13 protein-coding genes and 1 pseudogene are annotated in these 11,422 nt (G+C 54.1%); 3 read left to right on the top strand and 11 right to left on the bottom strand.

Translation table 11 applies throughout. The features are described from left to right. The 9 genes and pseudogenes from LEP6406_RS34105 to LEP6406_RS0206685 form a co-directional block, all read right to left on the bottom strand. Positions 1–413 (bottom strand): annotated as a pseudogene (locus LEP6406_RS34105) (IS4 family transposase); the annotation flags it as partial. Positions 414–548: 135 nt separating this feature from the next. Beyond that, on the bottom strand, positions 549–1,658 hold the full coding sequence (locus LEP6406_RS30030) for a restriction endonuclease subunit S (RefSeq protein WP_008315303.1): 1,110 nt from the start codon (positions 1,656–1,658) through the stop codon (positions 549–551). Positions 1,659–1,914: 256 nt separating this feature from the next. Further along, on the bottom strand, positions 1,915–2,709 hold the full coding sequence (locus LEP6406_RS0206715; RefSeq protein WP_027268711.1) for an IS5 family transposase: 795 nt from the start codon (positions 2,707–2,709) through the stop codon (positions 1,915–1,917). A 63-nt stretch (positions 2,710–2,772) separates the two neighbouring features. Continuing rightward, positions 2,773–2,913 carry a hypothetical protein gene (locus tag LEP6406_RS33530; RefSeq protein WP_008316110.1) on the bottom strand — a complete coding sequence of 47 codons (141 nt, stop codon included), beginning with the start codon at positions 2,911–2,913 and terminating at the stop codon, positions 2,773–2,775. Between the two features lie 41 nt (positions 2,914–2,954). Next, positions 2,955–3,347, bottom strand: coding sequence for a DUF5615 family PIN-like protein (locus LEP6406_RS0206705; RefSeq protein WP_008316112.1), 393 nt, complete (start codon positions 3,345–3,347; stop codon positions 2,955–2,957). Continuing rightward, the gene (locus LEP6406_RS0206700; RefSeq protein WP_008316114.1) at positions 3,337–3,672 is read right to left on the bottom strand and encodes a DUF433 domain-containing protein; all 336 of its coding nucleotides are present in this window, start codon (positions 3,670–3,672) and stop codon (positions 3,337–3,339) included. Before LEP6406_RS0206700 ends, LEP6406_RS0206705 begins: the two co-directional genes overlap by 11 nt. Before the next feature lie 30 nt (positions 3,673–3,702). Next, positions 3,703–4,110: a type II toxin-antitoxin system death-on-curing family toxin gene (locus LEP6406_RS0206695; protein WP_008316115.1), complete on the bottom strand. Its 408-nt coding sequence runs from the start codon at positions 4,108–4,110 to the stop codon at positions 3,703–3,705. Further along, the gene (locus LEP6406_RS0206690; protein ID WP_008316117.1) at positions 4,107–4,328 is read right to left on the bottom strand and encodes an AbrB/MazE/SpoVT family DNA-binding domain-containing protein; all 222 of its coding nucleotides are present in this window, start codon (positions 4,326–4,328) and stop codon (positions 4,107–4,109) included. The genes LEP6406_RS0206695 and LEP6406_RS0206690 overlap by 4 nt, the downstream gene beginning before the upstream one ends. Before the next feature lie 58 nt (positions 4,329–4,386). Continuing rightward, positions 4,387–6,375 carry a type I restriction-modification system subunit M gene (locus LEP6406_RS0206685; RefSeq protein WP_008316120.1) on the bottom strand — a complete coding sequence of 663 codons (1,989 nt, stop codon included), beginning with the start codon at positions 6,373–6,375 and terminating at the stop codon, positions 4,387–4,389. 628 nt (positions 6,376–7,003) lie between these two features. On the opposite strand from LEP6406_RS0206685, the gene rsmA reads away from it, so the two are divergent. The 3 genes from rsmA (at position 7,004) to LEP6406_RS0206670 (ending at position 9,584) form a co-directional block, all read left to right on the top strand. Further along, a complete protein-coding gene (gene rsmA, locus LEP6406_RS0206680; RefSeq protein WP_008308849.1) occupies positions 7,004–7,924 on the top strand; it encodes a 16S rRNA (adenine(1518)-N(6)/adenine(1519)-N(6))-dimethyltransferase RsmA in 921 nt (306 codons plus the stop codon). Positions 7,925–8,129: 205 nt separating this feature from the next. Further along, entirely contained in the window at positions 8,130–9,074 is a 945-nt protein-coding gene (gene ispE / locus LEP6406_RS0206675; RefSeq protein ID WP_008308851.1) for a 4-(cytidine 5'-diphospho)-2-C-methyl-D-erythritol kinase, read from the top strand. Positions 9,075–9,128: 54 nt separating this feature from the next. Then, positions 9,129–9,584: a DUF3531 family protein gene (locus LEP6406_RS0206670; RefSeq protein WP_008308853.1), complete on the top strand. Its 456-nt coding sequence runs from the start codon at positions 9,129–9,131 to the stop codon at positions 9,582–9,584. A gap of 212 nt (positions 9,585–9,796) precedes the next feature. On the opposite strand, the gene LEP6406_RS0206665 is transcribed toward LEP6406_RS0206670, so the two are convergent. Both LEP6406_RS0206665 and LEP6406_RS0206660 read right to left on the bottom strand, forming a co-directional pair. Further along, on the bottom strand, positions 9,797–10,786 hold the full coding sequence (locus LEP6406_RS0206665; protein WP_225886665.1) for a ribose-phosphate pyrophosphokinase: 990 nt from the start codon (positions 10,784–10,786) through the stop codon (positions 9,797–9,799). A 176-nt stretch (positions 10,787–10,962) separates the two neighbouring features. After that, a complete protein-coding gene (locus LEP6406_RS0206660) occupies positions 10,963–11,304 on the bottom strand; it encodes a hypothetical protein (protein ID WP_008308857.1) in 342 nt (113 codons plus the stop codon). Positions 11,305–11,422 lie beyond the last annotated feature (118 nt).

The raw sequence follows: 11,422 nt of genomic DNA, 5'->3' as shown, positions 1-11,422 counted from the left end.
TCAACTCGGCTCTTGGGGGGTGTTGTCTCGTCAGCCGTGGCAGGTTCTTGTGCCCCTAGCCCCGCTGCGGTTTGTTGCGCCGATAGGGCATAGCCGGTCTTCTGCCCCAGATCAACCACCGCCACCACTGACCATTCCAACCCCCGTTCGGCCCGCTGCGTTTTGCCGTTGTAGAACCAGTCCAGTCCGTAGGTGTGACGACCACTTTTCTCAGTAAAGGTGCAGTCCACCACTGCAATCTGAGTGCTGGTGTCTGCAATCACCTGCTCAATTAAGGCTTGGTTCAAGCTTTCTAGGCCCAGTCCAGCCTCAAAATGTCGCCGGTAGGTTCGTTCACAGCGGTCGCTGTATCGACTCAGGTTGGTGTAGTTGACTTTGCCACAAACCACAAAAATCGTGGTCATCAGCGTCATCAGAAACTGGCGCTGCGGTTTGCTAAATGGCCTGCTGTCGTCAGCAGACCGGCTAAGATGCGGTTGAGGCTATCCATCGGTGCACCGTGTTTTTCGTACACCTGCACTCTATGCGGTGGATAGCTTTTCTCCAACCTACCCCGAAAAACTGTCCGGAGTGTTGTTTGAAGTAACTGATAGCTCTGCCTTAACACCTTCAGAACTTATCAGAAGATATGTATAATCTGACATTAGCTTCTCAGATAGTTCAACTCGCATACTCCCTGATCCACATAACCAGCCAGAGTGCTGCTGACGCACAACTGCACATCGCCCTAGCTCACCTCTCCGAGCCAAAATTAAATCACTTTCTTTAAGATGGTGTCTTGGTAGGCGCTCTTTTGTTTTCTCATCAACTGAGACATTTTGATCTGGTACTATTTGCCCTTCAATTATGTGAGCAGGGTTAATAAGGGGAATACCATTTTCAATATAATCCTCTGCATGTAATTGACTCCCAAAAGGGCCAGTCTGCATCAAGTTAGTCGCAAACTTGAATTGCATGACATCCCAATGGACGGGGACTTGGCCTAGCCACTCGACGCCGGAATCTTTCATGGGGGCGGTGGGGTCGAGACCCTTGGTGACAGCATGGGAAATCACCGCCTGCCGCTTTTCCTTGAGCAGTTCGATCAGCCGCTGCTGCTCCGCGATCAATGCGTCAATACGCGCCGTTTCATGGTCTAGGAAGTTGGATATTTGTATTTGCTCTGCCTGTGGAGGCAAAGGCATTTCAATATTCATGAAAGTTTCAGGGCGTACGACCTTTCTCAATCCGGTATAAAAAGGTCTTAGCCCTTTCCGTAAGTCAATATTGAAATAGTAATAATAAATAAAGCGAGGATCCGCATAAGAAAGTGCAGTTGCGACTGTATAAGCCCCGGTGATCATCCCAGAATTACTGGACAGCCCCACTGTTCTAGGAGTCTCATCAATATCAAACAAACAGAAAACTATATTTCCTGGCTCAACTATTTGATATGTATCAAACTCTGCTGGAAACTTTCCTTTTCCACTGTCAATATCTCTAGGTATTACACCACGAAGAGTCAATGATAAAAGTTGAAATTCCGTAGATTTTTTTCCTACAGTTTTACTCACGATATTAAAAACACGTTTGTTCCTGCTGATACCCCAATGCTCGGGCACTTCCCCCAACCATTCCACCCCAGAATCCTTATACGCCTCATACTTCGGAAAGCTCATACCGTTTCACTCAAAAAAATATCTTGTAGGTTGGGTGGCGCGTTAGCAGAACCCAACAAAATCCGGTCTGGTGTTGGGTTTCACTTCGTTTCACCCAACCTACCCTTACTTGCCAAAAATCAGCCGTTGTGAAGGATTTCATCCAGATCCCTCACATTATCAGCCGCAATATCAGCCTCAGCCCTGGCAATCAGGTGATCTAACCTACCTGCTTCTACATCAGAGGGTGTCTGAAAAGCTGGAATGTAGGTATGAATTAGCACGTTAGTCGCCTTAACATGACTCGAATATTGGCCACATAAATCCATGCCTCAGCGGTCTCTGGTAGGCGCTCATAGTCTTTACTCAAGCGGCGGCAAAAAGTAAACCAGCCAAATGTGCGCTCCACCACCCACCGCTTGGGTAACAGCACAAATCCCTGCGCACAGTCGGGGCGCTTGATCACCTCAATCACCCATCGAAAGCGGTCCATGATCTCTTTCATGAAATCGTTACCGCTATATCCCCCATCAACCCAAATGACACACAGGCGAGTGAACCACTGACTAACCTGATGCATTTTTTCTAGCACCTTTCGTGCGCCATCCCGCTCAGGGAGACTCGCTGCGGTAACCACAACCATCAGCACTAAACCCATTGTGTCGACCACCACGTTTCGCTTCCGACCTTTGACCTTTTTGTTTGCATCGAAGCCGACCGACTCCGAAATGTAGACATCGCTGTTCACCGACTGACTATCCATCACCGCTGCACTGGGAGACGCTTCGCGCCCCTCCGTTAACCGCACCAACTCCCGCAATCGGTGATTGATGTGTTCCCACACCCCATCATTGCGCCATTGGCGAAAATAATGGTAGACCGTTTTGGCCTTCGGGAAATCATGGGGTAAGCACCGCCACTTGGTGCTATTGTCCAGAACGTACAGAATCGCATTGACCACTTCTCGCATATCCGTGCTCCGAGGTCGTCCACCAGGCTTCGCCGGAGGAATCAAGAGAGAGAGAATATCCCATTGTTCATCAGTCAAATCGGTGGGGTAGGATAATCGCATTGCCCTCAAAAACCCTATCAAGTGTATTTACTGACTGATAGAGTAGCGTTTTTGAGGGCCTTTCTACTTCTCAGACACCCTCTCATCCTCAATCTGCCGATCCCACTGTTCATCCAGATAACTCTGCAACCACGTTGAGAGTTCTCGTACCTCTGCTTCCGGCAGTTCTTGAATAGCAGCAGCAATTTCTAGCAACGTCGTCATTGGCAAAACCTGCTGTGTACTGGTTCTATGGTATCCCTGCTTCATTGGCGTCCATACTCCCGCACGACAAAAACCGGTTGGCTTGCGCCGGGTTGATTTTTCCGCAAAACCCGCAACAAACGGTTATGCAAAGTCTCCTGAGCCGTGAGATAGTCGTGCAGCACCTTTCCTAAATCCCCAATATTGCTGTCGTCCTTACACACCACAATGCCGCTGTGGTCTACCCCACTGCGATGCAGGGCCAGAAAATCATCTCGATTAAACGTGAGCACTGCCCTACCATCAGTCGTTGCCGTGGTTAAGACCTGATCATCGGGAATGCGCTGATTAGCGTTACCAGCTTCATAAGAGGTCAAAACATCGTGGCCCAATTGCTGCAATGTCTCGACTAATTCCGCAGCCAAGTTTTCGTTGGCATAGAACCTAAACTGCATCCCAAGCATCCTCACTGTGATGAGAGGCAATCAGGGCATCAATTTCTGCCTGGTGAGCCTGGTAATAGACCCGAGCAGCCAAGAGGTCAAAGGGAGTTAGCCCAGGGAAGTTTTTGATCAGCCCTTCATCATTCATCCCTTGCTGAGCCAGAGAAATGAGCGTCCACACCGCGATTCGCGTGTTGCGAATACAGGCATGACCCCCAGCGACCCCCGGCGTTTTTTTCACCATGTGCTCCAGCAGTGCAGCCTGAAATCCCTGGAAGTCCTCCAGGGACAACGCCGATACAGCTTCTGCTAACGAATTGGCCAGTTGAGTATTCATGGGTCGTTTTATAGGAAAGTTTCTACGTCCTCAGTCGGCGATAGATTCACTGTTGTCTCGCAACCAATCTGCCAACTGCTGCATACAGATATCCTGGGTTTCACAACTTGCCGCTAGATTCCAAAAAAAGGTGGCGGCCTCGACCTCCGAAGCCGTCAGCTCCACCCCATTTACCGCCAAAAATGTGTACACCGCAATCAACGCGATACGCTTATTCCCATCCACAAAGCAGTGGTTTTTCACCAACCCATAGCCGTAGGCTGCGGCCAGATCGAACAGCGTTATCGCCTCACCGTAAAAATAGAGTTGCTTGGGCTTGCTGAGGGTGGCCTCTAGGTTCCCCTCGCTTAAAATCCCCATTGCGCCCCCCGACTCGGCGATAATTTCGCCATGAATGACCCGGACATCTGGCCCTTCTAGCCAGCATGGCTCCTTCATTTCGCTAGCTCATTCAAAGCATTACGATACTTCTTCATGCCGCGACGGGCTGCTTCGATTTTTTTGACAAACTCCGGATCATAGGGCGAAATTTCGTAACCCGTCGGCGTTTTTGTGACGAACAAGGTATCACCATCGTCTACCTGCATACTTGTCGCCATTTCCTTCGGAATAATGACGCTGAGAGAGTTGCCGCGTTTCCTGACGGTTAAATACATGATTGCCTCCAGAATAGGCGTTACCACAAATGTTGCAACATTAGACACCTCAATACTATCAAGCCGATAAATCTTCGATCATCTGTTTAATGCGATCGGTGCAAGCCTTGAGATCCTGGTCAATCTCCGCCAAGGGGCGCGGTGGCTGAAACACATAAAAATGACGATTAAAGGGAATCTCGAACCCGACAATGCCCACCTCTCCATCCAGGGCATCGCACTTGTCCCGATCGATCCAGGCATCGGGCACATGGGGTTTCACCTCCCGCTCAAAGTACTCATCGATCGACTCGCCTAGGGGCACATTCTCATAGTCTCGCAGCCCCGTATCTGGCTCCGGATCGCCCTGGGGCTTATCCTTCACCCGGCAAATCTCTGCCTCGGGGTGGCGCTCCCCAAAGGCATTCAGCAACACCTTCAGGAGGACCGCACTGGGGGTAACATCATGCACCGCTAGAGCCTGTTTCAGCAGCTTGCTAAAGGGGGCACGGCTGAGGTGAAGCGGCTCATCCTCCAGGGTTTGCAGCGCCGTAATTAGGTGGCTTTGGGCCTCGCCATCCAGCTTTTGCACCCCCTTTTCTGCCAGTACCGCCTTTACCCGTTCCGCCGTTACCTGAAAGGCCAGCCGCAGCGGGCGTTCAATGGTGATACGGCGATAGCCAAACGCCTCCACCGGAAAAATTTTGCTCTGGGGCGTTTCCTCAAACCGACCATAGAGGCGCACCAGCGCGTCAATTTGGGCCTCATTCAAAAACTGGCGCTTGCTGCCCAGGGATTTCCGCATTTTGCTGAACTGCTGGCTGCCGTCGATCAACTGCACCTGGCCCCGGCGTGGCGCTGGCTTGTGGTTCGACAAAATCCATACATAGGTAGCAATGCCGGTGTTGTAGAACATATCGGTGGGTAGGGCGACGATCGCTTCCACCAGGTCGTTTTGCAGTAGATAGCGGCGAATCTCTGACTCGCCACTGCCCGCCCCGCCGGTAAACAGCGGTGAGCCATTGAGAATGATGCCAATGCGAGAACCGCCCTCGTGGGGAGCGCGCATTTTGCTGACCAGGTGCAGCAAAAATAACAGTGAGCCATCCGACACGCGGGGCAGACCGGGGCCAAAGCGGCCTGCAAATCCCCGTTCTTGGTGCTCATCGGTGACCTGCTTTTGCACCTTCTTCCACTCCACCCCAAAGGGCGGATTGCTGAGCATAAAGTCGAAGTGGCCCCCCGCCAACTGGTCGTCTGACAGGGTATTGCCCAGCTTGATATTGCTCACCGTCTGCCCCTTGATCAGCATGTCTGCCTTACAGATGGCGTAGCTCTCGGGGTTCAGCTCTTGTCCGTGGAGCGACACGGTGACCTTTTCGCTGATCTGCTGAATGTACTCATCCCCCTCGGACAAAAAGCCCCCTGTCCCCGCCGTGGGGTCATAGATGGTGACAATGCCGTGGGGCTTAAGCTTGGGGTCTTGTCCAGTAATCACCAGGGAGGTGGTCAGGTGGACAATATCGCGGGGGGTGAAGTGTTCCCCGGCGGTTTCGTTAGAACTCTCGGCAAACTTGCGAATTAGCTCCTCAAAGATGATGCCCATGCCGAAGTTGGGGATGCTCTGGGGGCTCAGATCCGTCACGGCAAAGCGCTGCACCACCTGGTAGAGCAGGTCGCTGGCCGCTAGCTGCTGCACAAATTCCTCAAAGTGGAAGTGCTCAAAGATTTCTCGCGCATCGGTGCTGAAGGACTGGATGTAGCTGATTAGGTCATCAGCGGTCTGGGTATCCGACAGGGTGCCTAGGGTTAACGGCGAAGCGTTGTAAAACTGCTGGTCTGCCGCCCGTAGTAGCAGCTTTTCTCGAACCGAATCGGACTTGTCTTGATGTTTCTCGGCTGCTTTTAGGACATCCTTCTTGGTGGTTTCCAGCACACATTCCAGCCGTCGCAACAGGGTAAAGGGCAGAATGATGCGGCCATACTGGGACTGCTTGAAGTCGCCCCGCAGCAGATCGGCGATGGACCAGAGAAAGGCAGCGGTTTGGGAGTGGTTGATCGGATTCATGGCTTTGGCGCTGGATTTGCCCTGTCTTGATTAGATCAGCACGCTGCCGTTTGCCGCTGCTGTGAATTCATTTTGCTTCAAGCAATTTAGTGAAGACATGAATAATATCCTACCCAGCGGCATACTCCCCATGGAGCCCTAAGGAACCGGGAATACCGGCACGGGGCAGGGCGGGTTTTGCCAGCCCATTCCTGAATCACCCCCCCAATCCCGGCTAAACCCGCCCCTACAGTTCTTCCCTGTCACCTGTCACCTGTCACCTGCCACCTGCCACCTGTCACTCCCTGCATTGGGCGCGGCATCTCTACGGTGCATTGCTTCGCGTGGGCGAAGCCGCGCCTTAGCGCTATGCACCCTACGGGAAATTCAAAATTCAAAACTCAAAACTCAAAACTCCTGCCACCCCATCACCCCTAAGCCCTCCGGGCAGGCTAACTCCCAGGGAGTGGCTTCGCCAACGCCAACACCCCATCACCCCTAAGCCCTCCGGGCAGGCTAACTCCCAGGGAGTGGCTTCGCCAACGCCAACACCCCATCACCCCACCCCATCACCGGATTACTGTAGGATTTACCCATCTATCCCAGCCCTCTGCTCCAGTCCTCTGCAATTCAGTCCCGCACCTGAGTCTTGTCCCCATTTCAAGCCCGCCCCCGAAAACGTTTTGGCCAGCACTGGCTGCGCAGTGAGGTGATTCTGGACCGCATTGTGGCGGCGGCGGCGCTGGGCTTGTGCGATCGCGTTTTAGAGATTGGCCCCGGTACGGGCTTGCTGACCCAGCGGCTTATGGCTCAAGCCGGGTCGGTCGTGGCAGTAGAGGTAGATCGAGACCTGTGTCGGCGGCTCCGGAGTCAGTTTGGGGACCGTGAGACCTTTGAGCTGATTGAGGGGGATGTCCTCAAGTTAGACCTGCGGTCGATGCTAGCGGAACAGCCCAGGGACTCCCAGTTCAGGTCTGATCCCCATTCCAGCGCTAATCCCAGTCCCCATAAAGCCAGTCCCCATAAAGCCAGCCCCAATAAAGTTGTCGCCAACATTCCCTATTACATCACTGGCCCGATTTTAGAGCGCCTGCTGGGGACGATTGCCCAGCCCAATCCCTACCCCTTTGAGAGCATCGTGTTACTGGTGCAGCAGGAGGTGGCCCAGCGCCTCTGTGCCCGACCCCACAGCAAAGCTTTTGGAGCTCTCACGGTGCGGGTGCAGTATTTGGCGGATTGCGAAGTCATCTGTCCCGTGCCTGCCAAAGCCTTTCAGCCCCCCCCCAAGGTGGCCTCAGCGGTGGTGCGGCTCACCCCGCGTCCCATCCCCACCCCCGCCCAAAATCCCCAGCTTCTCGCCCAGATTGTTACCCTTGGGTTTGCCAGCAAGCGTAAAATGCTGCGGAATAATCTGGAGGGGCTAATCCCCCGCGATCGCTTACTTCCCCTTCTCGCTGCCCTAGAGATTCCCGAGACAGCCCGAGGCGAAGACCTCAGTATCGCCAACTGGGTGGCATTGAGTAATAAAATCCTGGAGGAACAATCCCCTTCCGGGGGAGCCGCGTCCTGAGGCGTAGCTCCAGTCTCTCTCCAGAGCCCTTAGGGACTTGCAGGAAAATAAACTACCCGCCGATCGGGCTTTCTCCCTTCGGGAGACGCTAAAGCGAACGACTCCGCTCAGCCCTCGATCACTGAAGGTTGAGCGAAGTCGAAACCTGGCCACTGGGTACACTATTAACCCGCAGATCCCTTAATATCCCCGTCCCCAAGGTGTAATGCGTCTGTATTCCCTATTGGCAGCGGCCAAAATCAATCTTTATCTGGAAATTATGGGCCATCGCCGGGATGGCTTTCATGAACTGGTCATGGTCATGCAAAGTGTAGACTTGGCCGACCGCGTCACTGTTCGCAGCCTACCCAGTTCCGAGATTCGGGTCCAGTGTGACCACCCCCTCGTGCCCCAGGATGCCACCAACTTGGCCCACCGGGCAGCGGCATTGATGGCGGCTAAATACCCCCAAGCCCATCACCACCACGGCGGCGTGGAAATCAGCATTGAAAAACAGATTCCCGTCGGCGCAGGGCTGGCGGGGGGCTCTGCCAATGCGGCGGCGGTACTGGTGGGGCTGGATATGCTGTGGCAGTTGGGGTTAACCCAGGGGGAATTGCAAACCCTGGGGGCAGAGTTGGGCTCTGATGTGCCTTTTTGCATCGGCGGCGGCACTGCGATCGCAACGGGTCGCGGCGAGCAGTTAGATTCCCTCCCGAGTCCCCCCAACCTATACGCCGTGCTGGGGAAATACCAGAGCCTTTCTGTGTCCACTCCCTGGGCCTATGGCACCTATCGCCAGCAATTTGAGGCCACCTATTTGCAGGGGGACGAAGCCCATAGCCGCCGTCGTCAGGCGCTCCATTCTGGTCCCATGGTAAGTGCGATCGCGCATCAGGATAGCCCTGCCCTGGGCAAAGCCCTCTACAACGACTTAGAAAAGGTAGTCCTCCCCGCCCATCCAGCGGTGGCGGATCTCAAGGCGGCCATGGTCGCCGCAGGGGGCCTCGGTACCCTAATGTCCGGTTCCGGCCCCACAGTGTTTACCCTCACCACGACACGGGAAGCAGCAGAGACGATTCAAGAACAGGTACGAGATCGCCTCGCCGACCCCGATCTAGCCCTCTGGGTAACCCGCTTCAGCAGTACCGGAGTACAGTTGACGGCGTAGTCATGGTGTTGTGACGATTATTTCCCACCGCCCCTATAGGATCCTCCCCCAGCTATGCAGGTGCAGTTTCGCGAATGCGACTTTTTCAATATTTGGATCTGGCTGCGATTTAGCAGCACCCCCTCTAATATGGAACGCCAATATATCGAAGAGGTCTTCGACTCCTGGTTTTTCCTCGGCAAGTTGGGGGGCTTCAATGCCGAAAACCTCCAAGTGCAGGAAGAGGGCATGGAGATCAGCTACTTTACCTACACCGATCCCGATAGCCGCGATACCCTGAGTTCCCTCATGCACAATATGGGGGAAATGGAATACGAAGGGGTCTGGGCACGATGTTGGTTTGACCTAGGCACCACAGATGCGATCGCACTAGACATTCTCATCAACGCCCTCACCCAGTTCAGCCGAGATTACGTCACGGTAGAAGAAGTCATCATTGGCGGCGACAATAGTGACTGGCCGATTCCCGACAGCTATCGCGCCGACTTCATCCCCGATACAGACGCTTAAAAGCCAGAGGCCCAGGGAGCGCGATGCGCTCCCTGGGCCTTTAATCCTGGGCCTTTAATCTTTGTAGCACTGCCCACCATTGGAGAAGATATAGCGGTTCCCTAATGTATGAGGTACCCCTCAACTTAACGACACTTCGGCAAACAAGGGGCTTAAGCCCCTTGCCTGTCCTTCACCCGATTGGAAAACCGCTATATTTTCTAGAAACCGCCTTAACGGAACATACTGCTGACGGAGCTTTCTTCGTGGATGCGCCAGATCGCCTCCCCAATTAGGTTGGCCACTGACAGCATGGTGAGCTGGGGAAAATGGTTTTCGTCCGGCACTGGGATGGTGTTAGTGACAATAACCTCCTCAAACAGGCCACTGGACAGGCGCTCAATGGCGGGCGGCGAAAAGACCGCATGGGTGGCGCAGGCATAGACCTCCCGCGCCCCTTCCTTCCGCAGCAGGCGGGCTCCTTCGCAGATGGTGCCAGCGGTGTCGATCATGTCGTCCACCAGTACGGCGGTTTTGCCCCGCACATCCCCGATCAAATTCATCACCTCCGCCACATTATGGGCCTGACGGCGCTTGTCAATGATCGCCAGCGGCGCATCGTCTAACTTCTTGGCAAAGGCGCGAGCACGGGCTACCCCCCCCACATCAGGAGAGACCACCACCAGGTCTCGAATCTCCTTGCGGGCAATGTAGTCAATGATGACGGGGGAACCGTACACATGGTCGCAGGGAATGTCGAAATAGCCCTGAATCTGAGCTGAGTGGAGGTCCATAGCCAGTACCCGACCCGCGCCACCCTGGGCTATCAGGTTGGCCACCAGCTTGGCCGTGATAGACTCCCGGCCAGCGGTCTTGCGATCGGCCCGTGCGTAGCCGTAATAGGGAATCACCGCCGTGATCTGTCGAGCTGACGCCCGACGGCAAGCATCTATCATGATCAACAATTCCATCAAGTGGTCGTTGACCGGATAGCAGGTGGGTTGAACCAGGTAGACATCACAGCCGCGAATGGATTCCTGGATCTGGATATAGAGTTCACCATCTGCAAATCGCTTGCGGACCATTGGCCCTAGGTCTATGCCTAGGTAGCGAGCCACCTCCCGAGAGAGGTTGACATTTGCCGAGCCCGAAAATAACTTCAGACGATTGTTATCGCTGAGGGTAGGCAGTGTCGCCTGGAGAGGCAGAGTTGCAGAGCCGATCACAACAAACCCCAAATCTAAAATCAATACGGCAATGCTAGCATCCTTGCCTCAAAACCTTCTGAGCATTTTTCCCGAAAAGTTTTTTCGCTGCTAGCCTGACCCAGCAGCTATGCCACCGGGCCACCTGCTCCCCTCCTTGTCCGCTGGAGTTGAGCCTAGGAGAGGATACCCCTCTACTCTTGAAATAGGGTTTCGAGTTCCTCTCGCAGGGTGGTGAAGTTGGCCACTCGACCCACAATCAGGCTATCCTCATCTGCCCGTTGAAACTCCGCTCGCCAATGGTTGATGGCTTCTCCGTGGCTGACCCAGAAGGAGACGATGTCATTCACGACCGCATCCCAGTCCCAGTCAGGTTTCTCGTGGATGAGATCCGTGGCAGCAATGAAGCTATCGAGGGTGCAGTGGTGGCTGCCTAGATAGGCGCGACTGCGGTGGGGGGTACTTTCAACCCGTTGCTGGTGGGTAAAAAAGTTCCACAGGGGGGAAATGCCGACGATTTCAAAGGTGTAGCTCATAGGACGGTTTTGAACACAGAATTACGAAGCTGACGGCCAGTATGGCTGCCATGAAAAATGGCACGGGCGAACCCGTGCCATAGGAGAGCTGTTTATCTGCAATAATCCCGTGACACAG

Source organism: Leptolyngbya sp. PCC 6406 (genome assembly GCF_000332095.2).
GTDB lineage: Bacteria > Cyanobacteriota > Cyanobacteriia > Phormidesmidales > Phormidesmidaceae > PCC-6406.
This window is presented reverse-complemented; position numbering and strand designations above follow the sequence as displayed.

Excerpts from the sequence above, each read along its gene's own strand:
- LEP6406_RS0206715 (WP_027268711.1), bottom strand. The coding sequence starts at position 2,709 with ATGCGATTATCCTACCCCACCGATTTGACTGATGAACAATGGGATATT.
- LEP6406_RS0206670 (WP_008308853.1), top strand. The coding sequence starts at position 9,129 with ATGCAGGTGCAGTTTCGCGAATGCGACTTTTTCAATATTTGGATCTGG.
- LEP6406_RS0206690 (WP_008316117.1), bottom strand. The coding sequence starts at position 4,328 with ATGTATTTAACCGTCAGGAAACGCGGCAACTCTCTCAGCGTCATTATT.
- LEP6406_RS0206700 (WP_008316114.1), bottom strand. The coding sequence starts at position 3,672 with ATGAATACTCAACTGGCCAATTCGTTAGCAGAAGCTGTATCGGCGTTG.
- ispE (WP_008308851.1), top strand. The coding sequence starts at position 8,130 with ATGCGTCTGTATTCCCTATTGGCAGCGGCCAAAATCAATCTTTATCTG.
- LEP6406_RS0206660 (WP_008308857.1), bottom strand. The coding sequence starts at position 11,304 with ATGAGCTACACCTTTGAAATCGTCGGCATTTCCCCCCTGTGGAACTTT.
- LEP6406_RS0206695 (WP_008316115.1), bottom strand. The coding sequence starts at position 4,110 with ATGAAGGAGCCATGCTGGCTAGAAGGGCCAGATGTCCGGGTCATTCAT.
- LEP6406_RS30030 (WP_008315303.1), bottom strand. The coding sequence starts at position 1,658 with ATGAGCTTTCCGAAGTATGAGGCGTATAAGGATTCTGGGGTGGAATGG.
- LEP6406_RS0206705 (WP_008316112.1), bottom strand. The coding sequence starts at position 3,347 with ATGCAGTTTAGGTTCTATGCCAACGAAAACTTGGCTGCGGAATTAGTC.
- LEP6406_RS0206685 (WP_008316120.1), bottom strand. The coding sequence starts at position 6,375 with ATGAATCCGATCAACCACTCCCAAACCGCTGCCTTTCTCTGGTCCATC.
- LEP6406_RS33530 (WP_008316110.1), bottom strand. The coding sequence starts at position 2,913 with ATGACGACGTTGCTAGAAATTGCTGCTGCTATTCAAGAACTGCCGGAA.